At 67.2% G+C, this 22,313-nt stretch carries 21 protein-coding genes; 7 read left to right on the top strand and 14 right to left on the bottom strand.

Translation table 11 applies throughout. The annotated features are described in order from the left end of the window. Window positions 1–55 precede the first annotated feature (55 nt). Window positions 56–1,000 carry an MBL fold metallo-hydrolase gene (locus CPBF1521_RS19690; protein WP_104584250.1) on the top strand — a complete coding sequence of 315 codons (945 nt, stop codon included), beginning with the start codon at window positions 56–58 and terminating at the stop codon, window positions 998–1,000. Window positions 1,001–1,360: 360 nt separating this feature from the next. Beyond that, window positions 1,361–3,013: a M28 family metallopeptidase gene (locus tag CPBF1521_RS19680; protein ID WP_370659390.1), complete on the top strand. Its 1,653-nt coding sequence runs from the start codon at window positions 1,361–1,363 to the stop codon at window positions 3,011–3,013. A 122-nt stretch (window positions 3,014–3,135) separates the two neighbouring features. Here the strand turns inward: CPBF1521_RS19680 and CPBF1521_RS19675 are convergent, their stop codons facing one another. Beyond that, a complete protein-coding gene (locus tag CPBF1521_RS19675) occupies window positions 3,136–3,552 on the bottom strand; it encodes a Rap1a/Tai family immunity protein (RefSeq protein WP_104584254.1) in 417 nt (138 codons plus the stop codon). Between the two features lie 84 nt (window positions 3,553–3,636). Between CPBF1521_RS19675 and yedA the strand changes: the two genes are divergently transcribed. Together yedA and rarD are read left to right on the top strand one after the other, a co-directional pair. Further along, entirely contained in the window at window positions 3,637–4,533 is an 897-nt protein-coding gene (gene yedA, locus CPBF1521_RS19670) for a drug/metabolite exporter YedA (RefSeq protein WP_115678013.1), read from the top strand. Further along, on the top strand, window positions 4,530–5,441 hold the full coding sequence (gene rarD, locus CPBF1521_RS19665) for an EamA family transporter RarD (protein WP_104584258.1): 912 nt from the start codon (window positions 4,530–4,532) through the stop codon (window positions 5,439–5,441). Before yedA ends, rarD begins: the two co-directional genes overlap by 4 nt. Window positions 5,442–5,693: 252 nt before the next feature. On the opposite strand, the gene CPBF1521_RS19660 is transcribed toward rarD, so the two are convergent. The 5 genes from CPBF1521_RS19660 to CPBF1521_RS19640 form a co-directional block, all read right to left on the bottom strand. Further along, entirely contained in the window at window positions 5,694–6,809 is a 1,116-nt protein-coding gene (locus tag CPBF1521_RS19660; protein WP_104584260.1) for an alpha/beta fold hydrolase, read from the bottom strand. A gap of 184 nt (window positions 6,810–6,993) precedes the next feature. After that, window positions 6,994–8,313 (bottom strand): ABC transporter permease, encoded by a 1,320-nt coding sequence (locus CPBF1521_RS19655; protein WP_370659388.1) that lies wholly within the window; start codon window positions 8,311–8,313, stop codon window positions 6,994–6,996. Window positions 8,314–8,326: 13 nt separating this feature from the next. Further along, window positions 8,327–9,487 (bottom strand): ABC transporter permease, encoded by a 1,161-nt coding sequence (locus tag CPBF1521_RS19650; protein ID WP_104584262.1) that lies wholly within the window; start codon window positions 9,485–9,487, stop codon window positions 8,327–8,329. A gap of 12 nt (window positions 9,488–9,499) precedes the next feature. Continuing rightward, a complete protein-coding gene (locus tag CPBF1521_RS19645) occupies window positions 9,500–10,189 on the bottom strand; it encodes an ABC transporter ATP-binding protein (protein WP_115678012.1) in 690 nt (229 codons plus the stop codon). A 382-nt stretch (window positions 10,190–10,571) separates the two neighbouring features. Further along, on the bottom strand, window positions 10,572–11,816 hold the full coding sequence (locus CPBF1521_RS19640) for an efflux RND transporter periplasmic adaptor subunit (RefSeq protein ID WP_181901301.1): 1,245 nt from the start codon (window positions 11,814–11,816) through the stop codon (window positions 10,572–10,574). Between the two features lie 432 nt (window positions 11,817–12,248). On the opposite strand from CPBF1521_RS19640, the gene CPBF1521_RS19635 reads away from it, so the two are divergent. The 3 genes from CPBF1521_RS19635 to CPBF1521_RS19625 all read left to right on the top strand — a co-directional run bounded on the left by CPBF1521_RS19635 (window position 12,249) and on the right by CPBF1521_RS19625 (window position 15,096). Continuing rightward, window positions 12,249–13,436: a sensor histidine kinase gene (locus CPBF1521_RS19635; RefSeq protein ID WP_115678011.1), complete on the top strand. Its 1,188-nt coding sequence runs from the start codon at window positions 12,249–12,251 to the stop codon at window positions 13,434–13,436. 91 nt (window positions 13,437–13,527) lie between these two features. After that, on the top strand, window positions 13,528–14,130 hold the full coding sequence (locus CPBF1521_RS19630; RefSeq protein WP_104649953.1) for a response regulator transcription factor: 603 nt from the start codon (window positions 13,528–13,530) through the stop codon (window positions 14,128–14,130). 177 nt (window positions 14,131–14,307) lie between these two features. Continuing rightward, entirely contained in the window at window positions 14,308–15,096 is a 789-nt protein-coding gene (locus tag CPBF1521_RS19625; protein ID WP_115678010.1) for a ThuA domain-containing protein, read from the top strand. A 104-nt stretch (window positions 15,097–15,200) separates the two neighbouring features. On the opposite strand, the gene CPBF1521_RS19620 is transcribed toward CPBF1521_RS19625, so the two are convergent. The 8 genes from CPBF1521_RS19620 to CPBF1521_RS19580 all read right to left on the bottom strand — a co-directional run bounded on the left by CPBF1521_RS19620 (window position 15,201) and on the right by CPBF1521_RS19580 (window position 22,229). Next, complete coding sequence (locus tag CPBF1521_RS19620) at window positions 15,201–15,743, bottom strand: cytochrome b (RefSeq protein ID WP_104649955.1); 543 nt, start codon at window positions 15,741–15,743, stop codon at window positions 15,201–15,203. Next, on the bottom strand, window positions 15,740–16,834 hold the full coding sequence (locus CPBF1521_RS19615) for a catalase family peroxidase (RefSeq protein ID WP_115678009.1): 1,095 nt from the start codon (window positions 16,832–16,834) through the stop codon (window positions 15,740–15,742). Before CPBF1521_RS19615 ends, CPBF1521_RS19620 begins: the two co-directional genes overlap by 4 nt. 593 nt (window positions 16,835–17,427) lie before the next feature. Then, window positions 17,428–18,798 (bottom strand): leucyl aminopeptidase family protein, encoded by a 1,371-nt coding sequence (locus CPBF1521_RS19605; protein ID WP_115678008.1) that lies wholly within the window; start codon window positions 18,796–18,798, stop codon window positions 17,428–17,430. A 42-nt stretch (window positions 18,799–18,840) separates the two neighbouring features. Next, window positions 18,841–19,578 (bottom strand): HAD family hydrolase, encoded by a 738-nt coding sequence (locus tag CPBF1521_RS19600; RefSeq protein ID WP_104584849.1) that lies wholly within the window; start codon window positions 19,576–19,578, stop codon window positions 18,841–18,843. 122 nt (window positions 19,579–19,700) lie between these two features. Beyond that, a complete protein-coding gene (locus CPBF1521_RS19595; protein WP_104584851.1) occupies window positions 19,701–20,807 on the bottom strand; it encodes an AI-2E family transporter in 1,107 nt (368 codons plus the stop codon). 187 nt (window positions 20,808–20,994) lie between these two features. Continuing rightward, window positions 20,995–21,378 (bottom strand): hypothetical protein, encoded by a 384-nt coding sequence (locus tag CPBF1521_RS19590; protein WP_115678007.1) that lies wholly within the window; start codon window positions 21,376–21,378, stop codon window positions 20,995–20,997. After that, window positions 21,375–21,863, bottom strand: a complete 489-nt coding sequence (locus CPBF1521_RS19585; protein ID WP_104584855.1) for a hypothetical protein — start codon at window positions 21,861–21,863, stop codon at window positions 21,375–21,377. The genes CPBF1521_RS19590 and CPBF1521_RS19585 overlap by 4 nt, the downstream gene beginning before the upstream one ends. Window positions 21,864–21,866: 3 nt before the next feature. Next, a complete protein-coding gene (locus CPBF1521_RS19580; protein WP_006450942.1) occupies window positions 21,867–22,229 on the bottom strand; it encodes a hypothetical protein in 363 nt (120 codons plus the stop codon). Between the last annotated feature and the right edge of the window lie 84 nt (window positions 22,230–22,313).

Here is a 22,313-nt window from a genome sequence, read left to right as displayed (position 1 = left end):
ACATGCGTGGAACCCATGGCTAGACTGGGGCCTCTCGCATAGCCGTGGAGGAGCAATGACAGCGATTGCTGATTCCAGCATCCAGACCATCGACACCGGCTTTGGCGGTGTGCAGTTCGATGCGGCGTACCTGATCGTCGAGGCGCAACGGGGTGCCTTCGTCGATTGCGGCACTTCGCTGTCGGTGCCGCAGATGCTGGCCGCGTTGCAGTCGGCCGGGCTGACGCCTGCGCAGGTGGACTGGCTGATCCTGACCCATGTGCATCTGGATCACGCAGGCGGTGCGGGTGCCTTGCTGCAGCACCTGCCCAATGCGCGGGTACTGGTGCATCCGCGCGGCGCGCCGCACATGATCGATCCGACCCGGCTGATTGCCGGTGCCACGGCGGTGTACGGCGAGGCGGAAATGGCGCGCAGCTACGGGGCGATCGTGCCGGTACCGGCCGAGCGCGTGGTGGAAGCGGCCGACGGACAGACCGTGATGCTGGGCGAGCGCGCGCTGCGCACCATCGAGACGCCCGGCCACGCGCGACATCATCTGTGCGTGTGGGATGCGCGCAGCCGCAGCTGGTTCACTGGCGACACCTTCGGCCTGTCGTATCGCCAGCTCGACAGCGCGCAGGGCGCCTTCATCCTGCCGACCTCCTCGCCGGTGCAGTTCGAGCCGGAGGCGATGCTGCAGTCGATCGCGCGGCTGATGGAGGCCGCGCCGCAGGCGATGTATCTCACCCATTACGGCCGGGTCGAATCGCCGGCACCGCTGGCGCAGGCGCTGGTCGAGCAGATCCATGCGATGACCGCCATCGCGCTGGCGTGCGCGCAGCGCGCCGATCGCCATCGCTGCATGGTGGAGGCGCTGACCGACCTGTATCTGCAGCGCGCCCGCCTGCACGGCTGCCGCCTGGACGATGCGCGCGTGGCGCAGTTGCTGGGTACCGATATCGAACTCAACGCGCAGGGCCTGGCCTGCTGGCTGGACCGCGCGACGCGTACGAATTAGCGCGCCTGGAGCGGGTAACGCCCCACCAGGCGAACGCTGTCGCGAGCCGTAGCCTCGCGTGGCTGCAGTCAAAGGCCGAGTCAGTCGAGCGTGCGGCGCCCTCACCGCTTGCGGGACACGCCGTGACCCCGTCCGTGGAGGCTCGGTGGCGGAATCCATGCCGCCACGCGGTCCCGCAACCGGCGAGGACACCGCACCAGACCGTTTGCAGGTTGCTTTCTTGAGAATGTGTTGCCTGGCCTGCGGCGGCAGGCGAGAGGTTGCAGGTTGCGTATGCAAGGCGTGTCTGCTGTCCCGTGGCGGGCGCGCGCTTGTAAACTGTGTGTCATCTATCTGTTGCAAGGCCACGCCGTGAATCCGATGCGCATCCTGTTGTTGTCCGCCTGCCTGTTCGTGGGAGGCGTGGCGCAGGCCGCCAACGATCTGCCCGGTGGCGGCATCGATGCCGAAGCGCTGTCGCGGCATGTGCGCCTGCTGGCATCGGATGAGTTCGAGGGCCGTGCGCCGGCCAGTGCCGGCGAGCAGCGCACGGTCGATTACCTGGTCGAGCAGTTCAAGGCCGGCGGCCTGCAGCCGGGTGGCGAGCAGGGCGGCTGGACCCAGGCGGTGCCCTTGGTACGCGCGCAGGTGGACGGCCCGGTGCACGCCAGCCTGCGTGTCGGCGGCAAGACCCAGGCGCTGGTCAATGGTAGCGATGTGACCTTGCAGAGCCTGCGTCCGCAGGCCGCGGTGCGCTTGAAGAATGCACCGCTGGTGTTCGTGGGCTACGGCATCAGCGCGCCGGAGCGGCAGTGGGACGACTACAAGGGCGTAGACCTGCGCGGCAAGATCGCGGTGGTGCTGATCAACGATGCCGACTTTGAATCCAGCCAGCCGGGCGCCTTCGATGGCAAGGCGGTGACCTACTACGGCCGCTGGACCTACAAGTACGAAGAGGCCGCGCGTCGCGGCGCCGCCGGCGTGTTGATCGTGCACGAGACTGCGCCGGCCGCGTACGGCTGGGCGACGGTGCAGAGTTCGGGCCTGTCGCCGTTGTTCGATATCGAACGCAGCGACGCCGATGCAAAGGCGCAGCACGTACCGGTGCGTGGCTGGATGCAGCAGGCATTGGCGGCGTCGCTGTTCCAGCGCGCCGGGCTGGATTTTGCGCAGGCCAAGCAGCGTGCGCAGCAGCGCGATTTCGTACCGATGGCGTTGGGCGATGCGACGCTGTCGGTGGACTTCAAGCTCAAGCGCGAGCGCGTGGTCACGCACAACGTGGTGGCCAAGCTCACCGGCAGCCAGCATCCGGACGAGACGGTGATCTTCTCCGCGCACTGGGATGCGTTCGGCATGGGCAAGGCCGATGCCGGCGGCGACACGGTGCGGCGTGGCGCGGTGGACAACGCCACCGGCGTGGCCAGCGTGCTGGAGCTGGCACGCGTGTTTGCCGCCGGCCCCAAGCCGCAGCGCACGCTGTATTTCATCGCGTTGACGGCGGAAGAGAAGGGCCTGCTCGGCGCCAATTACTACGCCGCCCATCCGCTGGCGCCGTTGGACAAGACCGTGGCGGTGCTCAACATGGAAATGTTCAGCCCCGATGGCCCCACCCGCGATATCGCCTCGTGGGGACGCGGACGGGTGTCGCTGGAAGGCGATCTGGAAACCGCGGCAAAGGCGCGCGGCCGCAGCTATTCGCCCGACCCGAATCTGGAAGCGGGCTTCTTCTACCGCGCCGACCATTTCGCCTTTGCGCGCATGGGCGTGCCGGCGATCACCGCAGGGCCCGGTCTGGACATGCTCGAAGGCGGCGTGGCGGCCGGCAAGGCGCTGCGCGACAAGTACTTTGCCGAATGCTATCACCAGCCCTGCGACCGCTGGACCCCGCAATGGGACGCCAGCGGCCACGCGGCCGACACCACCCTGGTCTACGACGTGGGCGTGGCGCTGGCCAACGGCCGGCAGTGGCCGAGCTGGCAGGACGGTTCGGAGTTCAAGGCGATCCGCGCCAGCAGCGATGCCGCGCGCAAGTAATGCCAGCGGTGTTCAAACGCCTGGTGCGTCCAAGCCGGCGCGGCGAGCGATTCGCGCGGCGCATGTGCACCACATCCGGCCATTGCATGGTGTGTGTCGAGCTTGCTTCTGGCGACCGCCCGCTACTTGCGGCACGGATAGCGCTTGGCCAGCGCCTGTACGATCAATGCGGGTGCGGCCTCGTCCAGGCGCGCATCCGGCAGCGCGCCGATATCGGCGATGATCGCCTGCAGATCCGGCGGGCCGCTTTTGCCGGCCGGCATGCACCAGTGCGTGCGGTAGCTGCTGCTGGCGACGCCGAGCAGGTAGGCGCCGGCGCGGTTTGCCGAGAGCATGACCTTGAGTTCGGTTTGTTCGGGCGCGATTTCCGGCGCCAACGAACCGTCCAGCCCGGCCTCGAGCAGTTTGCGCCCGCTCGGTTCCCAGGGTTCGGGGACGCGCGCCGACGCACTGGCCGATAACACGGTCAGGGCGGCAAAGGTCAACCAGGTGACGTGACGCTGCATGGGCACTCCAAGCCGGGGATCACTGCGCACCATAACGCGGCAGGGGCCTGAGGGCGTAGCCGTTGGCGTGGGCAGGTGATCTAGAATTGAAGCTTCTGCTGCACTTGGCAATCTCCGATGTCCTCTTCACACGATGCTGCTGTGCCCGCGCGCAGCGGCCTGGTCGTTGTCGCTTTGTTGCTGGTCTATGTGGTCTGGGGCTCGACCTATCTGGCGATCCGCTTTGCGCTGGAAGGCGGCGCGCTGCCGCTGACCATGGTGTCCGGGACGCGTTTCATCGTGGCCGGCACGGTGTTGTATGCGGTGTTGCGCTGGCGTGGTGTGGCCGCGCCGACGCGTGCGCAGTGGAAGAACGTGGCGATGATGGGCGCGGCCCTGCTGTTGCTGGGCAACGGCATGGTGGTGCTGGCCGAGCGCAGCGTCTCGTCCGGCCTGGCTGCCACCGCGGTGGCGTCGGTGCCGCTGTGGATGGCCTTGTTCGGCGCCGTGCGCGGGCAGCACGCCAGCCGTGGCGAATGGCTGGGCATCGTGGTCGGCTTTCTGGGCGTGGTCTGGCTCAATGCCGGCAGCAGCCTGACCGCCTCGCCGGGCGGGCTGGTGTTGCTGCTGATCGCGCCGATCGGCTGGGCATTGGGCTCGGTGTGGTCGCGCGGACGCGACCTGCCGTCGCCGTTCATGACCGCCGCCGGGCAGATGCTGTGCGGCGGCGTGTTGCTGGTCGGCACCGGCCTGCTGATCGGCGAACGCCCACAGCGCCTGCCGACCTCGCAGGGGCTGCTGGCCGTGGCCTACCTGTGCGTGTTCGGCTCGATCGTGGCGTTCACCGCCTACGTGTGGCTGCTGCATCACGTGCGCCCGGCGTTGGCAGGCAGCTACGCCTACGTCAACCCGGTGATTGCGGTGGCGTTGGGCGCCTGGCTGGGGCATGAGCGTTTCAGCGCGCACGACATCGGTGCGATGGCGGTGATCCTGTCCGGCGTGCTGGTGGTGACGCTGGCAAAGGCGCGGCGATGACGGTGGTTTCGCCGATCGAGGCACGCCGCGGACTGCTGATCACCGCATCGACCTTCGTGATCTGGGGCCTGGTGCCGCTGTACTGGCATCTGCTCAAGGCGGTGCCGTCGCTGCAGATCATCGCGCACCGCATCGTCTGGAGTGCGTTGCTGGTGGTGGTGTGGTTGCTGGCCACCTCGGGCCTGCGCTGGTGGCGCGCTGTCGCCACGCAGCCGCGCGCGCTGTGGATGCTGGCCGGCAGCAGCGTGGCGATCGCGTTCAACTGGGGCCTGTACATCTGGGCGATCAACGCCGGGCATGTGATCGAGGCCAGCCTGGGCTATTTCATCAATCCGCTGCTGAGCGTGTTGCTGGGCGTGCTGGTGCTGAAGGAACGCCTGCAGCGCATTCAATGGGTGGCGGTGGTATGCGCGGCGGTGGGCGTGCTGTGGCTGACCCTGGATGCCGGTGCACCGCCGTGGATCGCGCTGGGGCTGGCGCTCTCGTTCGGTGCCTACGGCCTGCTGCGCAAGCTGGTGGCGGTGGATCCGGTAGCCGGGCTGGGCGTGGAAAGCGTGTATCTGTTCGTGCCGGCACTGCTGCTGGCGGGCTGGGGCGAGCAGGGCCACGGCGGTGCCTTCCTGAGCGGCTGGGACCTGCGCACCGATCTGTTGCTGATCTTCGGCGGCGTGTTGACCGCGGTGCCGCTGATCGGGTTTGCGTATGGCGTGCGGCGGATTCCGCTGTCGTTGGTGGGCATCCTGCAGTACATCGCGCCGAGCCTGCAGTTGCTGCTGGGCGTGTGGTTCTTCCACGAGCCGTTCGATCAGGGGCGCGCGATCGGGTTTGCCGCGATCTGGGTCGGGCTGCTGCTGTTCGTCGGCGATAGCGTGTGGCGGTCGCGGCGGCCGGCTGTGGCGGTGCCGTGAGCATCGGTGGTGCGCGCTCGGGGTGAGCGCGCAGCGACGGCATCGCGTGGCGGGCAGCAGTGCGGTTGCGCGCTCCGTGCAGCCTGCCGCCGGCCACTTCCCGTCTGGATGCAGGGCGACCAGCAGAGCACTACGCTCGGTGCCATGCGGGCGTGGTCGCTGCCCGCAATCGGCATGTCCTTCGTATACGCAGGCTGAGAGCGTGCGGTCCGCTCCGGCCTGCCGACCGCGCAAGGTTCTTGTCGGCCGCCCTCAGCCGCGCGGCGCCGACGCCGGTGCCGCCACCGCGAGCGTGGAGGTCGGCAGTGCCTGCGGGGCAGGGCAGTGATTCGGATCCTGCTGCGTCTGCGCCAGCCACTGGTCGATCGGCCCGCCCAGCAGGTCCAGTCGTAGCGGCAGGCTCAGATGGGTTTCGCCGGGCAGCTCGACGTAGTGCGCGCGCGGGCTGGCCAGCGCCAGCGCACGTCCATGCGCCACCGGGATGTGCTGATCGGCATCGCCATGCACCAGCAGCACGCAGCTGCGGGTGTCGGCCAGGGCGTGCGCGACATCGACGTGGTCCAGATCCAGCTGCAGCTGGCGGTCGGCGGCAGCGATTACCGCATCGAGATCCTGGTCGGCATAGCGCCAGCGCGCATACGCGGCCACCGCCTGCCCACGCCAGCCGTTCGGTTGGCTGGCGAGCAGGTGCGGCACCATGTCGCGAATGCCGCGCCCGGCGTTGGCGAAGGATTCCATCGCCACCACGCCGGTCACGCGCGGCCCGAGCTTGTCGGCGGTGAACAGCGCGGTGGCGGCGCCGTAGGAAATGCCGAACAGGTACAGCGGGCCGCGGATCTCGCCGCGCGGCTGCAGCGCATCGAGCACATCGATGACGTCGTCGGATTCGCGCGTGCCGTAGCCGGACGGGCCACCGCCGGAATGGCCGTGGTTGCGCAGGTCGATGGTGATCACCCGGTAGCCGGCCTGGGCCAGTTCCAGCGACCACGGCAGCAGCGAATCGCCATCCATCATCCAGCCGTGCAACAGCACCACGGTGCCGCGCGGCGTCGGCGGGGGGGCGGTGGGCACCTTGAAACTGAAATCCACATCCAGCGCATGCGCCGGATCGTGGCGCTGGCCGAGATAGCGGTAGTGCATGGCGTACTGGCCGGGGTCGATCGCGCGCCAGAAGATCGGCACCTGGTCGCGCGTGACCACATGCCCGCTGCGGTTGGGCACCGTGGCGATGGTGGCGGCAATGCGCTCGGCATCCAGCAATGGCGAAGTGCCGCCGGGCGCAACCAGGCGTTCGCTGAGCGAGGTGGAGGACGAAGAACAGCCGGCCAGCCACAGGCAGGCGCAGGCCAGCAGAATCAGGCGCGTCATGGGCACGATCGATGGATGCAACGGCCGAGCAGCCTACGGCCTGCCCGCCCGCGCATCTACCGCACTGCAGTGACAAAACGATGACAGCCTGCACTAGGTTCAGCCGCAGCAGCGCACTTGCTCCGCTTTGGCTGTCACGAATCCCCACTCCCGATTCCCGATTCCCGGCGGGCCAAGGCCCGCGCTACACCTCACGCAAGGCCGTCGTGATCGGCAACCGCGCCGCGCGCAAGGCCGGAAATAGCCCGCCGACCAGGCCAATGCCCAGCGCCCATTTCAGCCCGCTCCACAACAGCTCCGGTGAGACCTTGAACTGGAACACGATCTGGCTGAAGTTGCTGCCCAGCGTGGACACGCTGTAGCCATTGAAGATGGCCCAGGCGATCAAGCCACCGAGCAGGCCGCCCAGCAGTGCCAGCAGCATGGTCTCCAGCATCAGCGCCATGATCACCGGCGTGCCGCGAAAGCCGATCGCGCGCATCGTGGCGATCTCGCGCGCCCGCGTGGCCACTGCCGCATACATGGTGTTGAGCGCGCCGAACACCGCGCCCACCGCCATGATCGCGCCGATCACCGTGCCCAGCACGCTGATCAACCTGTTCAAGCCGCCGCCCTGTTTGCCGTAGTAGGCGCGGGTGGTTTCGACATCCAGTTTGAGCCGCGGGTCGGCCGCCATGGCGGTCTTGAACTGGCTGAAACCGGCCTTGCCGGTGGTGCGTACGCTGATCGACTGATAGGCGCTGCGGTTGTAGGTGGTGGCCAGCGTCTGCGCGTCGGTCCACAGCTCCGAATCGTGCGCATCGCCGGAGGCGAACACGCCGACCACGGTCCATTGCTGGCTGCCGAGGGTGAGCGTCCTGCCCAGCTCCAAGCCACGGAACTGATTCAACGCGCCCTTGCCGGCCACGATCTCGCGCAGGCCGGTGGTGAAGCGCCGGCCCTGCACCAGCCTGACCTTGGCGTGCACCGCCCAGGCCTGTTCGCCCACGCCACGCACCTGCGCGTTGACGTCGGTGCCATCGGACTTGGAGGCGATGTTGACCACTTGCGAGAGCTCCGGCGACAGCAGCGGGCGGCCCCTGGCATCGGCGGCGATGCCGGGCAGGCTGCTGATCAGCGGCACCAGCTCGCGCGTGATCACCGAGTTGGTCTCGGCCTGGGAGCCGCCGCGCAACACAATGGCGGTGGTGTCGTCGCCGGTGCTGTTGAGCGTGGCCTGGAAGCCCTGGCCCATCGCCAGCATCGCCACCAGCACGCCGACCACACCGGCGATGCCGACCACGATCACCGAGCTGGCACCCCAGCGTTGCGGCAGCGTGGCGATGCCGATGCGTGCGGCGGCCAGTGACAGCCGGCCGCTGCGTGTGGCCAGCAGCCACACCGCCAGCAACGCTGCGATGACCAGCACGCCGATCCAGGGCAATGCGATCCACACACCCAGCCCGGCGGCCAGCGCCACGACCGACAGCAGATTGACGAGATGGTTCTTCCATTTGGTTTGCATCTGCATGCTCCTGTCAGCGGCCGGCGAGGGCATCGACGATCTTCAAGCGCTGCGCGCGTCGCGCCGGCAGCGCACCCACCACGACGCCGATGCCGGCCATCAGGCCCAGCCCGATCAACCAGGTCTGCAGCGGCACGCTCTGCACCGGCATCACCCCGCCGCTGCGCGCGGCCACCAGCGGGATCACCAGCGCTGCCAGGCCCATGCCGAGCAGCCCGCCCAGCCCGATCAACAGCACCGATTCGACCATCACCAGACTCAACACCGTGCGGTCCTGAAAGCCCAGCGTCTTGAGCGTGGCCAGTTCCGGAATGCGCTCGCGCACCGCCTGCGCCATGGTGTTGCCGGTCAGCAGCAGCAAGGTGAAGAACACCGCGGCCATGATCGAGGTGACGATCAGGCCGATATCGGCGAACTGCTTGATGAAGGCCTGCTGGAACGCCGATTCTGTCTGTGACTTGGTTTCGTGATCGGAGTTGGCCGACAACGCATCGATGGCCTGCGCCACGCGCGAGGCCTGGTCGGCGTTGGCCAGCGTCACCGTGTACCAGCTGACCTTGCTCTTGATGTAGTCGTTGGACTCGTCGAAGTACTTCCAGTTCATCATCAACTGGCGCTCCTGGTTGGCCGCCACCGCGCGGTCTTTCATGCGGAAGATGCCGACCAGTTGCAGCGGCCAGTCGTTGCTGCCGCCACGCGGAAAGATGGTGGCCTGCAGCGGGATGGTGTCGCCGATCTTCCAGCCATTGGCCTTGGCCAGGGTCTCGCCGACGATGGCGCCGGTACGCGTGGTCTGGAATGCCTTCAGTTGCTCCCTGGGCAGCTCGTACTCGCTGTAGACGTCGAAGAAATTGGGCGCCACCGAAAAGTTCGGGAAGAAGTTCTTCGGGTCGCGGTAGATCCCGCCGAACCACATCGCCGAGGTCACGTCGCGCACGCCCGGCACGCTGCGGATCTGCGGCTCCAGGCTGATCGGCAGCGACTGGGTGATCGACAGGCGCGAGGCCACCACCAGGCGGTTCACGCCGCTGACATTGCCGCCGGCGGTGAAGGCCACGCGCACCGAGTCGAGCATGCCGAACAGCAGGAATGCCGCCACCACCGACAGCAAGGTCAACAAGGTGCGCGTCTTGCTGCGGAACAACTGCGCCCACACCAGCGAGAGATACTTCATGGCATCACTCCGTTAGAGCGCAAGCGGCGCGTCGGCCAGCTCGCCCTTGTCCAGATGGATGGTATGGGTGGCGTACTCGGCGGCCTTGGGGTCGTGGGTGACCATCACGATGGTCTTGCCGTGTTCGCGATTGAGTTCCTGCAGCAGGCGCAGGATCTCCTCGGCGTTATGGCGATCCAGATCGCCGGTGGGTTCGTCGCAGATCAGGAAGGTGGGATCGGACACGATTGCGCGCGCAATCGCCACGCGTTGCTGCTGGCCGCCGGACAGTTCGCTGGGCTTGTGGGTGCGGCGTTCCTGCAGGCCGACCAGGGTCAGCGCGATTTCCGCATTGCGCTTGCGCTGCGCGGCGGTGAGCGCGGTGAGCAGCAACGGCAGTTCCACATTCTTTTGCGCGGTGAGCATCGGCATCAGGTTGTAGAACTGGAACACGAAGCCGACATGATGGCTACGCCAGGTCGCGAGCTGGCCGCCGCTCATGCGGTCGATGCGCTCGCCCTGGATCTCGATCTCGCCACCGCTGGGGCTGTCCAGGCCGCCGATCAGGTTGAGCAAAGTGGTCTTGCCCGAACCGGACGGACCCATCAACGCGACGAAGTCGCCGCTGGCGATGTCCAGGTCGATGCCGTGCAGCACCTGCACCTGCTCGGGGCCGCGTTGGTAGGTCTTGGTGATGTTGCGCAAGCTGACGAGAGCGGTCATGGCGACTCCTGACGGTGCAAGGGAAAGAGGCAAGCGCGATGCAGCATGGCGACCGCGCTGGCATGAGACGGCAACACGGCGATGCGATGACGGTGACGGTGACGCGGCAAGGCGGTGCGAGGCTTGCTGACGACGGACGCAACTGCTGGGTGAAAACGGCGACGACGCATGGCGGCGGCGAGCCAAGCGTGGTTCTGCAATGACCGATGACAAATGCGGATCGCGATCGACCGCGCTCCCGGCGCCATGGCGACATCGCTGTGTGCGATCACAACGCCATCCAGGCGCAACGAGCGCATACGCCGCCGGCTGCCACTATGGGCGCCGCGCTCGCCGCAGCGGCGTTGCTGCCCAGCGTTGTTGACTGCAATATCCGTTGTGGTTATTCGGCAGCGTCCGCGTCCGCTTCGGCCACCGTGTCACCGTCTTTCAGGCCTTGCGGCGGATCCAGCACCACGCTGTCGCCTGCACTCAAGCCCGATACCACCTGGCGGTCCTGCCCCATCACCATGCCGGGAGTGACCGTCCTTGCGCTGACGGTGTTGCGCTCGCCAAGCACGAACGCGACCGTGCGCGTGTCGCGTTCGACCAGCGCCGCACCCGGCACGCGCACGCCCTGCGGCTTGCTGGCCTCTTTCGTGTTGGCCCGCTCCAGAAAGCTCACCCGCACGCCCATCTCCGGCACGATGCGCGGGTCCTTGAGCTTGAACGCCACGCGCACCTTCACCGTGGCCTTGCCGCGATCGGCGGTGGGAATGATGGCGATCACCTCGCCGGGAATCTTCCAGTCCGGGTAGGCGTTGAGCACCGCTTCCACCGGCATCTTCGGCTGCACGCGGCCGATGTAGGACTCGCCCACTTCCACTTCGATCTCCAGCGATTCCATATCCACGATGGTGCCGATGCCGGTGCGGGTGAAGCCGCCGCCGGCCGACAGCGGCGAGACGATTTCGCCGGGCTGGGCGGCCTTGGCGGTGACCACGCCGGCAAACGGCGCACGCACCACGTTGAAGTCCGAGCGGATCGCCGAGATCGCCAACTGGTCCGATGCCACGCGCACGTTGCGTTGCGCACTCTGCAGCTGTGCGCGCAAGGCATCGCGTTGTGCAGTGGCCTGCTCATATTGCGAGCGCGACACCAGTTGCGCGCCGACCAGCGATTGCAGCCGCGTCGCATCGGCATTGGCCACCGCCAGCTGCGCCTGCATGTTGTCGACCTGGCTGCGTGCGGCCGACAGTTGCGATGCCGACAGCGTGCGCTGTGCATCGGCGTCCAGCGGGTCCAGCGTGGCCATCACCTGGCCTTGTTCGACGCGCATGCCTTCCTCGATCATCACCTCGCGCACCTTGCCGGTAACCTGCGCCGACACCGTGGCCATGCGCCGCGCCACCACGTAGCCGGATGCGTCCAGCACCGAGGCGCTGCTGCTGCCGGCGCTGATCGCCACCACCGGTGCGGTCTGCACCTTCATCACTGGGCGTCTGGTGAACCACCACGCCGCGGTCGCCAACAGGATCACGATGACCACCGCGGCGATGATCCAGCCACCGCGCCGTGCAGGTTCGGGGGCGGCAGGACGCTGGCGGTCGATGCGCAGTTGCTTGAGCAGATCGGCAGAAGTATTCATCGATAACCGGGACGGGATGCTGCGCGAAATGTGACCGGACGCGGGCGGCGCCGCAAGCTGCCGGAAGTCACCAATGCAGGTGGGGCGACGAGCGGTAGCGCGATCGACGCGGCTGCAAGGTGCTGCGGAGCATGCGACCGTCGCGGCACCTCCACCAGTGACAGCTGTCACCTGCCGTCCATGACAGCGGCAACTGGCCGGGCTTTGCAGCACGCGCGAGGCTGCACCATCCTCATACTGCCGGATTGGCCATGCGCTGCGTTCATTGCTGTTGTCGGCCTGCGCGATTGCCCGGGTCGGTGCTGTGCAGGATCACCATGAGCGGGCGCGGCGCAGATGCATGAGCGTGCCGGTTCGCAGCGAGCTGCCGCATCGGGCGCCCGGCCGGGCCCGGCAGTGGCAGAATCCGATCACTCACACGGACCCATCCCGATGCGCTTGTCGCTGCCCGCCTGGCTTCGCCCCGCCGCCACGTCGCAGGTTGCCGCACGGCTGGCGCAGGGCCAGTCGCCGTGGATGGATGCCGTGCATCTGCTGTGGTCGAGCTGGGTGTTCGTGGTGCCGGTGTTTTCGCCACGTGGCTACGACAGCACCTGGCTGCTGTGCACCGTGCTGTCGTATCCGGTGTTTCTGCTGTTGTACGCGCGGATGTTGCTGGCGCCGCGCGGCACGCTGTATCGCTACGCCTGGGCGATGGGTGCGCTCAGTGCCGCATTGCTGCCGGTGTATCCGGCGGGGATCAGCTATTTCGTCTTCGCCTGCCTGAGCCTGCGCCCGTCCACACGGCATGCCCTGTGGCGGCACTTTGCGATGCTGGTGGTGATGAACGTGCTCTACCTGGGTTGGGCGCACTGGCTGGGAATGCGCCTGCAATCGCTGGTGTGGTTGCCGGTGTCGGTGCTGGGCATGGCCGGGGTCGGTGCGGTGTACAGCATCAACGAACGCAAGGACGCATTGCTGCGCCTGTCGCAGGACGAAGTGCGCCGGCTGGCGGCCACCGCCGAGCGCGAACGGATTGGCCGCGATCTGCACGATCTGCTCGGCCACACCTTGTCGCTGGTGGCGCTCAAATCCGATCTGGCCGCGCGTCTGATCGAGCGTGATCCGCAGGGGGCGCGCAGCGAGATCGATGCGGTGGCGCAGATTTCGCGCGATGCCCTGGCGCAGGTGCGGCGCGCGGTCACCGGCATTCGCGCGGCCGGGCTGGTGGCCGAACTGGCGTCGGCGCGGGTGTTGCTGGACATGGACGGCATCGTGCTGGAACACGACCTGCAGACGCTGGCATTGCCGCCTGAACACGAAACCGCACTGGCGCTGGTGGTGCGCGAGGCGGCCACCAATGTGCAACGGCATGCGCGGGCCAGACACGTGCGCGTGAGCTTGCGCGCGCACGGCGACCAGGCAGTGCTGGACATCAGCGACGACGGGCGCGGCGGGGTGATCGTGCCCGGCAATGGCCTGGACGGCATGCGCGCACGCCTGCGCGGCCTGGGCGGTGCGCTGGAGGTGGAAGCGCTGCCGCGCGGCATGCGCCTGCGCGCCAGCGTGCCGTTGCCGCAGCCCACACCGGCGCCGGCGCAGCCGCCGGTGCCGGTCCCGCTGGTGACACCGGCGCGCTGATCGCACGCACGTCCACTGCATATCGACCCATGCACGGCAGGCGCCACCGCTGCTATCGTGCGCCACCGTTGTCTGCATACGAGCGCGCGTGATGATCCGGGTGTTGTTGGCCGAAGACCAGGCGCTGCTGCGTGGCGCATTGGTCGCCTTGCTTGGGCTGGAAGACGATATCGAGGTGGTCGGCAGCGCAGGCGACGGCGAAAGTGCCTGGCGCGACCTGCAACGCCTGCAGCCGGACGTGCTGATCACCGATATCGAAATGCCCGGCCTGACCGGCCTGGAACTGGCCCAGCGTATCCAGCGCCAGGCGCTGCCGGTGCGGGTGATGATCGTCACCACCTTCGCCCGCCCGGGATTTCTGCGCCGCGCGCTGGATGCCGGTGTGGCTGCCTATCTGCTCAAGGACGCGCCGGCCGAACAACTGGTCAGCGCACTGCGTCAGGTGCAGCGCGGCGGCCGGGTGATCGACCCGCACCTGGCCCTGGACGCCTGGGTGGAAGCCGACCCCTTGAGCGAACGCGAGCGCACCGTGTTGCGGCTGGCCGGCGAAGGGCGCTCGGCCAGCGAGATCGCGCAGCAGCTGCAGTTGTCGCACGGTACGGTGCGCAACTATCTGTCCGAATGCATCGGCAAGCTGGGCGTGGCCAATCGCATCGAGGCGTATCGGCTGGCCCGGCAGAAAGGCTGGCTGTGAACCGGTGAGGCAGACGCGTTGCGCTGTCAGCGGGCGCAGCGCTGGATGGCATTGGCCATGCACTGCCACGCATCACTCGATCACCGGCGCAGCGGACAGCTATTCCAGATCATGCGCAAAGCATGCCGTGCAGGCGCAGGTACACTGCCGGGCCAGAACGATTTCCGAGCGAACGGCATGAAACCTCTGTGGCTGTTGGGTCTGCTGCTGGCCTGCGCATTCAATGCGTCCGCCGAGCAGTTCAAGATCCTGGTGGCGGCAATTCCCAACCAGTATCACCACGACTACATCCCGGTGGCCAAGCCGCAATTCGAAGCGATGGCGCGCAAGCATTATGTCGAGCTGGTCTGGGCGTGGAATGCCAAGGCCTTTGATGGCGATCTATCGCAATACGCGGCAATCGTGCTGCTCAACACGCCGGCCACCGATCTGGATCCGGCGCAACGTGCGAACTTCCAGAAATACGTGCGCAACGGCGGCGGCGTGGTGGCGGTGCACAAGGCGTTTGCGATCAAGCGTGGCGACTGGGAGTGGTACGACCATCTGATCGGCCGCTCGTTCCGCACCCATCCGTACATGCAGACCGCGATGGTCGACGTGGTGGACCCCAACTTCCCGGCCACCGCCGGCCTGCCCAGGCGCTGGGTGTGGACCGACGAGTGGTACGAATACGATCCGCCGTACAGCGATGACCTGGTCACGCTGCTGACGGTGGACGAAAGCAGCTACGACCCCACGCTGATCTGGCCGGGCCAGGTTGCCAAGGGCATGGGCACCCGGCACCCGGTGGCCTGGTACCACCACTTCGAAGGCGGCCGCGTGTTCGCCACCGCGCTCGGCCATCTGGCCGAGGCCTACAACGACCCGCGTTATCTGGAGCATCTGTATGGCGGGATCTACTGGGCCGCGACCGGCAAGGGCATTCAGGCACCCGCGCCAGCGGCCAAGACAAAGCGCCAGCGTTAGATCCTGGCCCCTCTCCCTTCGGGAGAGGGGTTGGGGTGAGGGTACGTCCGCGCAGTGAAATCACTCAGCGCAACACGTCTTCCAACACCCACCCATCCAATCCGTCAACGCGCAGACCGTTCCCCACGCGCCATGCTGGAAAACACGCCATCCCGGCGTACCCAGGCATGGAACAGCGCCGCGCTCAGATGCCCCAGCACGGTGGCGAACAACAGATACGCCAACCAGCCATGCGCGCTGCGCAGCCAGGCGTACAGCGCCGGATCGTGCGGTGCGATCGGCGGCAGGTTCGCACCCGGCCACAGCACGATCGGATACGCACCGGCCGACAGCATCGCCCAGCCGATCAACGGCATCCCCAGCATCAACGCATACAGCAGCCAGTGCGAGGCGATCGCGGCGGCCTTCTGCCAGGCCGGCAGGTCGGCCGGCAGCGGCGGCGGGCGGTGACGCAGGCGGTTGATCAGGCGCAGCACCGCAAGAACCAGGATCGCAATGCCCAGGGGGCGATGCAGGTCGATCAACCACGGCCGCTGCGTCACCGACGCCACCATGCCCACGCCGACGAACAGCATGGTCAGGATCATCGCGGCCATCAACCAATGCAGGATGCGCGCGGGCAGATTGAAGTGGGGATGGCTGCTCATCGGTGCGCTCCCTGGCCGGTGGCAGCGTTGCCTGTGCCATTGGCGATCTCATGCTCGCGCCGGTTGAACGATTGCGAATACACCGACGAGCGCGCCGCCAGGATCGGGTCGTTGGATCCGGCGATGCCCTTGGGCAGGATCAGCGGGTCGTAATTCAGATCGCGGCACGGGCCGGTGGCCTGCGGCTGCGCATGATCGATCGACACCGTGCCGGCCACGATCTGCTTGCGGCTTTCCGGCCATGGCTGCGAGGGATCGTCCACCGCATCGCCCGGCTCGGCCACGGTCAGCACCATGTCCCAGCGCAGCGGACCCTGCGCCAGGCGCGTGTCCAGGTCGGTGGCGAGAAAATCACCATCGGCCTGCGCGCGCTGCTCGGCGCTGAGCTCCTTGAACGGCGTATGCGGACGCATCGACCAGCGGATGTAGCGCTCGCGTCCATCGGCCGCAATCGCGCGGAACGCATTCACCCCGTTGTATTGGGTGTTGGCCCAGCTGTTGGACCACGGCGCGGTCTTGGCCCACTGCTGGAACTTGGCCGCTTCCGGATACTGCTTGCCGAACGCGGCCAGCTTGGCCGGATCGGGCTTGCCGGTGGCCGGGTCCGGCCTGGAGGCCACATTCAAGGCCTGAAAACCGGCCGGCGTGGCCACCACGAAGAACGGAAAACTGTTCATCGCGGTGCGCCATTCCTGCCCGTCGTCGCTGCGCAGCAGCAATGCCATGCTGCGTACGCGCGCCGCGCCGTCGGCGCCATGCGGGTCGCCGCCGCCGATCGACATGCGCCCGAGCACCGGCGTGCTGGCCTGGCTGAAGATGCGTGCCGACGACAGCCAGGTGGCCTTGCCGCTGGCCTTGAACTCCCCGCTCACACACACGCCCTTGGTGTGCGCGCGGCGAAAGCCCGGATGCGGCGGCCCGCTGGCTTCGATGGTGTCGGTCATGCGCGCGGCAGTGAGCCGGTCGCCACCGATCCAGCCGGCGGTCCAGGCGAACGCCACCGCGATACCGCCGGCAATCGCGGCGATACCGAGCAATGGCGCCACAACACGTGCGCGCTGCGGGGGTGGAGCGGGAGGTGGCAAGTTCATGGCTGGCTCCGGTGGGCAATGCGGCAAAGAGTCGATGCGGTGAGGCGTGTGGCGCCGTGATCGCCACCCCGCCCAACCTGCGGCACCGGCACGACCCGTGGGCGCATAGTCCACGCTCCAGTGCGTCTGGTGTGTGATGCCGCGACCAAAGCGGTCGATGAATGATCCAGATGACGGGCAATGGCGCAGCGTGCTCAAGGCACTACGCCCTCGACCCGCTCAGCTTGGGGATAGTCAAACGATGCTGAAGCTCGAGCGCTCGCTCCCCTTTTAGAGGTAATCGAACAGAGTGGATGCATCGGTTGTGGAGCGGATGATCTGCGGGTTTGCTGCAGGCCCCTTGCCCGCCCACCTTCGCGGGACACGCTGCAAGTACGTCCTTGTAAGCTCTTACGCGGCCATCCATGCCGCGTAAGGTCCCGCGACGGTGGGCGGGCAAGGACCAGTCGGAATGGTCGGTGTGCATGGATGCGAGCCGTGAATGCAGCGCGGGCTGATCACGCACTTTAATCCGATCAACGTCGCTGCCATCGTCGACATCACTTCACGCGTCGACGAAGGCGAGCTTGTTGAGGCCGTGCTGTCAGCCGGCCTCAGCCGCCGTAACGCTGCTCGAGCATCGCGTAAGCCGAGCGCAACGCCAGTGCCTCGCCGCCGGCCGGGCGGCCGGGGCGGTCGCTGTCGTTCCAGGCGTAGACGTCCAGATGCGCCCACGGCTGGCCCGGTGCGACAAAGCGCTCCAGGTACAGCGCGGCGGTGACCGCGCCAGCCATGCGCGAGCCGGCGTTGGCCATGTCGGCGACATGGCTGTTGAGGTAACGCAGGTACGGGCGCCATAGCGGCATGCGCCAGACCGGGTCGCGGGTCTGCTCGCCGGCGTTCAACCAGGCCTGCGCCAGCGCATCGTCGTTGGCGAACAGCGCGGGCAGGTCCGGCCCTAGGGCGATGCGTGCGGCGCCGGTGAGCGTTGCGAAATCCAGGATCAGATCGGGGCGCTGCTCGGTGGCATAGCTCAGCGCATCGCACAGCACCAGGCGGCCTTCGGCATCGGTGTTGTCCACTTCCACCGTGACACCGGCGCGGGTGGTGATGACTTCGCCCGGGCGGAACGCATCCGGGCCGACGGCGTTTTCCACCGCGGCGATCAACAGGGTCAGCCGCACCGGCAGCTGCTGCGCCATCACCAGGCCGGCCAGCGCCAAGGCATGCGCCGCCCCGCCCATATCCTTTTTCATGTTGCGCATGCCATCGGCCGGTTTCAGGTCCAGCCCGCCGGTGTCGAAGCACACGCCCTTGCCGACCAGCACCAGATGCGGATGCGCCGCGTCGCCCCATTGCAGCGTGATCAGCCGCGGGGCCCGGTGCGAGGCACGCCCGACCGCGTGGATGGTGGGGAAGTTCTGCGCCAGCAATGCCTCACCGACGATGGCCTCGACTTGCGCACCGTGCGGTTGTGCCACTGCACGCGCGGCCTCTTCCAGATGCTGCGGGCCCATGTCTTCGGTCGGGGTATTGACCCAGTCGCGCACACGGAGGCAGGCCTCGATCAAGGCACGGGTTTGCGCCGATGGTGCGGCAGCCAATTCGGCCGGCGCACGCGGCACCTTGCGATAGCGCGAGAAGCGATACGCGCCCAGGCCCCAGCCCAGGTGCAGCAGCGCCTGTTCGTTCTCGCTCAGCGCGCTGGCCAGCGTCCAGCGGCTGGCCGGCGGCAGCGCCATCGGTGCGTGCGCGTAGGCGTAGGCATCGGCGCGGTCGCCGATGCCCAGCACCGCGCCGGCCAGCCCGTGTTCCCCCGGCAGCAACAGCACGCTGCCCGGCGCCGCATCGAAACGCTGCGCCTGCGCCCACGCCAGCACGCGCGTAGGTTGCTCGGCGCACCAACCTGCAAAGCCTTCGCGGTCGAGCACATGCAGCGGCAGGGCTGCGGCGTTGGGATCGATGAAACCGGTGAGCTGCGACATGGAAATCCTCGGAGGCGGCGCCATGCGCCGAGCAGAAGTGGCTCAGGCGGGAAGGCGGATGCCAGCGTGTGCGGTGCCTGGATGCGGTTGCTGCGCGTCCAGCCAATCGGCCAGCCCGGTCATGGAATCGAACTCCAGATCCGGCTGCTGGGTCGGGTGTGACCACTGTGCTCGGTCGCGATTGATCCAGCAGGCGCGCAGGCCGGCATCCAGCGCGCCAAGCACGTCCATGCGCACATGGTCGCCCACATGCAGCACCTGTGCCGGCGGCACCTCCAGGCGCGCGCAGGCGGCCAGGAAGATGCTCGGGTCGGGTTTTGCGCTGCCGTGCTCGCGCGAGCCCAGCTGAAACGCGAAGTGATGCATCAGCCCGATGCGCTGCAGATCGGCATTGCCGTTGCTGAGCGCCGCCACCGGCACGTGCGCGGCGATGCGTGCCAGCGCGTCCAGCGCATCCGGGTAGCACTCCACCTGGTTGCGCGCGGCGTAGAAGACCTCATACGCAGGCTCCAGCAAGGCCAGATCACCACCGCTCTCGCGCAGTGCCATTTCCAGCGTCAGCCGCCGCAGCGCGCTGAGATCGTGATGCAGGTGCGGGTTGTCGGCAAAGCTGCGCTCGCGCAGTTCGCGCATCGCCTCCACCGGAAACCGCTCGGCGGTGACCGGACTGTGCTCGCGCATCCAGTCGTACAACACCTGGTCGATCCGCGCCCCGATCGGCGCAAAGGGCCACAACGTGTCGTCGAGGTCGAGAGTGATGGCGCTGATTGGGAAACTCATCGCGAGATTGTAATGCCGGGAATGGGGAGTCGGGAATCGAGAATGGGTAGAGCAACGCTTTGGCGGGCTGCTTCACTGCTCTTGCGATTCCCGATTCCCGATTCCCGAATCCCGAATCCCGGCTACTCAAGCAGCCTGGCCCAGCGCTGCATTCCCTCCACCCGGCTCAGCACCATCTTGATGCAGACCAGCAGCGGCACCGCCAGCAGCAGGCCGATCATGCCCCACAGCCAGCCGAACAGCATCAGCGCCAGGATCAGCATCAGCGGCGAGATCGCCATGCGGCGGCCGAGCACGATCGGAGTGACCACCTGGCCCTCGATGGTGTGCAGCGCCAGATACAGGATCGCCGGCAGCATTGCCGACAAGGTGGTGCGGAATTCCACAAAGCCCATCAGCAGCATCAGCATCACGCCGATCAACGGACCCACGTACGGTGCGAAATTGAGCAGCGCCACCACCGTGCCCCACAACAGCGCTTCGGGCAGCGGAATCTTGAGCACATAGAGAATGCCGGCAAAGACCAGCCCGACCAGCGTATTGATCACGCTAATGGTGAGCACGTAGCGCGAGACCTCGCGCTCGATGTCCAGCATGATTTCGGTGGTGAAGCGTTGCTGCTGGCGATTGGGCAGCAACGCAATCGCATGCCGTTGCAGGCTTTCGCCGTAGACCATGAAGAAGAACGTCAGCAGCACCACCGCCAGCACCGAGGCGGCCAGTTTCGGCGTGCGCACCAGCGCCTTGTAGGGGTCGTCCATCTGCGTGCGCACGATCTGCACGCTGCGCTGGCCGTCGCCGCCGGCGGCGCGCGCAAAGTTTTCCGCGGCCTGGTTGGCCTGCATCATCGGCTTGGTGAAATCGCGCACGTCGCGCGCAATCTGGCGCATCTGTCGGGGCGCCTGCTGCACCCACTCGGCTGCCGGCCCGGCCAGCTGCGCAGCCAGCGCCACGGTCGCGGCCAGGCCCAGGCACAACACCATCAAGGCGCCGAGAAAGCGCGGGATATACAGCTTGCGCAGACCGCGCAGGATGGGATTGCCGATCAAGGCAAAAAACGCTGCCAGCATCACCGGCAGGATGATCGTCTGTGCCGCCCACAGGGTGTAACCGACCGCCAGCGTGGCCAGCACCACCAACGAGACCGGTGCGCGCGGGCGCGGTGCCGGTGGCGGCGGAAGCGAATCTGCCGCAACGGCAGCATCCATTGAATCAACGGGAAGAGTCATGCGCGCCCTGGCAGCAGACTGGCGTGCTGCCAGCGGTGCGCCATTATCAGCCGAACGCGTCAACACCGCGCACAGAGGGTGTGCGCAGGATGTCAGGCCCGAACGATGTCAGTGGCGGGCTCTGCCGTGTACCGGGTGGCACACCTTGCGCAGCGTGATCCCGGGCGATGGCCCGGGACCGTCGTCATTATGCGGCGCGATCAACCGGTGCCTGCACCACCGTCACCGGTGGATCGGCAGCGACCTCTTCGGCATTGTCGGCGGCACGTTCGGCCTGCTCGGAGGCTTCCTGCGCACGATGTGCAGTGAACAGCGCAGAAATCGTGCTGATCATCTGCAGGATTTTCGGGATACCGCCCAGCTTGCTGGCGATACTGCCCAACGCCGCCTGCGGTTCGTTACGGCCGGTGACAAAACCCAGGCCGAACCCGGCCACCATGATCCGCAACGGGGACCATCCGGCACGCCAGGTGTCACGCAGTTCTCCCCAATGCAGGCGCGTTTCCTGTGCGCGCCCTTCCACCAGGAATTCCGCGCGATCGACGCGCTGACGCAAGGTGCCAAACTTCATGTACGTGCTCCAGTGGCAGCCGATGCATGGGCATCGTCGTCGTCGCTGCTGTCATCGAAGATGCCCAGCTTGACCAGCTGACGGCGTGTTGCATTCAAGCCGGTGTGGTCGAAGTAGAAGAACACGCGCCACGCCGCGATGCCGGTGACCAACAGGCTGGCCAACGCGGTGAAAAACATCGCCTGGAACCACGACAGCCCCGCGCGTTGCAGCAGGGCGATGATCGCACCCGCCAACAACAGCCACGACGAGGCGCCGAAGACCACGGCAACGCATGCCCAGGCCAGTCCGCGCCCGAAGGCACTGCGTGCAAGTTGTAAATCGGCCGACACCAGCCGGCGCAATGCCCGGCTGGTGTCCTTGGCCGAGCCCAGCGTCGCACGGCCGGCTGCGCCGACCGCACGTACGCTTTCGTCCAGTCCTGGCGTTTCCGGCCGCGCGTTGGGCGCGTCGGAGGCGGCAGCTGTGGAGGCCTGATCGCTCACGACTTAGTTGTCGTTGCTGCGTGCCAGCTTGGCAATGATCCAGCCGGTCGCGAACGCCACACCGAACGCAGCCAGCGGCCGCTCGCGGATCAGATCGGTCGCACTTTCCAGCAGGTCGTTGCCCTTGCTGACCAGCACGTCGAGCTGCTCCTTGGCAGCGGCGCCGCCGAACTCGGCAGCCGCCATACCGGCCAGTGCGGTATCGGAGAGCTCTGCCTTGACGTTGGCACGACCAAGCTTGAGTTCGTCGCCGGCAGCACTGGTGGCGCCTTTGACGGCTTCGCCTGCGGCGCTGGCGGCAGACTTCAGGTGGGTGCTGGCTTCGCTCAGGTTTTCTTTCAGCTGGTCGGTATTGGTGGGGCTCATGCGATATCTCCTTCGGTCATTGATGGCAGCCGCGAACAGCATGCGGGCGTGGTGCAGCAATAGCATCGCTGCGGTGTAGGAGGT

It is taken from the genome of Xanthomonas euroxanthea, assembly GCF_900476395.1.
GTDB lineage: Bacteria > Pseudomonadota > Gammaproteobacteria > Xanthomonadales > Xanthomonadaceae > Xanthomonas > Xanthomonas euroxanthea.
The sequence above is the reverse complement of the archived record's forward strand: the minus strand, read 5'-3'. Positions and strand labels throughout refer to the sequence as shown.

Coding starts and splice junctions, on each gene's coding strand:
- CPBF1521_RS19690 (WP_104584250.1), top strand. CDS start 56: ATGACAGCGATTGCTGATTCCAGCATCCAGACCATCGACACCGGCTTT.
- CPBF1521_RS19680 (WP_370659390.1), top strand. CDS start 1,361: ATGCGCATCCTGTTGTTGTCCGCCTGCCTGTTCGTGGGAGGCGTGGCG.
- CPBF1521_RS19675 (WP_104584254.1), bottom strand. CDS start 3,552: ATGGTGCGCAGTGATCCCCGGCTTGGAGTGCCCATGCAGCGTCACGTC.
- yedA (WP_115678013.1), top strand. CDS start 3,637: ATGTCCTCTTCACACGATGCTGCTGTGCCCGCGCGCAGCGGCCTGGTC.
- rarD (WP_104584258.1), top strand. CDS start 4,530: ATGACGGTGGTTTCGCCGATCGAGGCACGCCGCGGACTGCTGATCACC.
- CPBF1521_RS19660 (WP_104584260.1), bottom strand. CDS start 6,809: ATGACGCGCCTGATTCTGCTGGCCTGCGCCTGCCTGTGGCTGGCCGGC.
- CPBF1521_RS19655 (WP_370659388.1), bottom strand. CDS start 8,313: ATGCAAACCAAATGGAAGAACCATCTCGTCAATCTGCTGTCGGTCGTG.
- CPBF1521_RS19650 (WP_104584262.1), bottom strand. CDS start 9,487: ATGAAGTATCTCTCGCTGGTGTGGGCGCAGTTGTTCCGCAGCAAGACG.
- CPBF1521_RS19645 (WP_115678012.1), bottom strand. CDS start 10,189: ATGACCGCTCTCGTCAGCTTGCGCAACATCACCAAGACCTACCAACGC.
- CPBF1521_RS19640 (WP_181901301.1), bottom strand. CDS start 11,816: ATGAATACTTCTGCCGATCTGCTCAAGCAACTGCGCATCGACCGCCAG.
- CPBF1521_RS19635 (WP_115678011.1), top strand. CDS start 12,249: ATGCGCTTGTCGCTGCCCGCCTGGCTTCGCCCCGCCGCCACGTCGCAG.
- CPBF1521_RS19630 (WP_104649953.1), top strand. CDS start 13,528: ATGATCCGGGTGTTGTTGGCCGAAGACCAGGCGCTGCTGCGTGGCGCA.
- CPBF1521_RS19625 (WP_115678010.1), top strand. CDS start 14,308: ATGAAACCTCTGTGGCTGTTGGGTCTGCTGCTGGCCTGCGCATTCAAT.
- CPBF1521_RS19620 (WP_104649955.1), bottom strand. CDS start 15,743: ATGAGCAGCCATCCCCACTTCAATCTGCCCGCGCGCATCCTGCATTGG.
- CPBF1521_RS19615 (WP_115678009.1), bottom strand. CDS start 16,834: ATGAACTTGCCACCTCCCGCTCCACCCCCGCAGCGCGCACGTGTTGTG.
- CPBF1521_RS19605 (WP_115678008.1), bottom strand. CDS start 18,798: ATGTCGCAGCTCACCGGTTTCATCGATCCCAACGCCGCAGCCCTGCCG.
- CPBF1521_RS19600 (WP_104584849.1), bottom strand. CDS start 19,578: ATGAGTTTCCCAATCAGCGCCATCACTCTCGACCTCGACGACACGTTG.
- CPBF1521_RS19595 (WP_104584851.1), bottom strand. CDS start 20,807: ATGACTCTTCCCGTTGATTCAATGGATGCTGCCGTTGCGGCAGATTCG.
- CPBF1521_RS19590 (WP_115678007.1), bottom strand. CDS start 21,378: ATGAAGTTTGGCACCTTGCGTCAGCGCGTCGATCGCGCGGAATTCCTG.
- CPBF1521_RS19580 (WP_006450942.1), bottom strand. CDS start 22,229: ATGAGCCCCACCAATACCGACCAGCTGAAAGAAAACCTGAGCGAAGCC.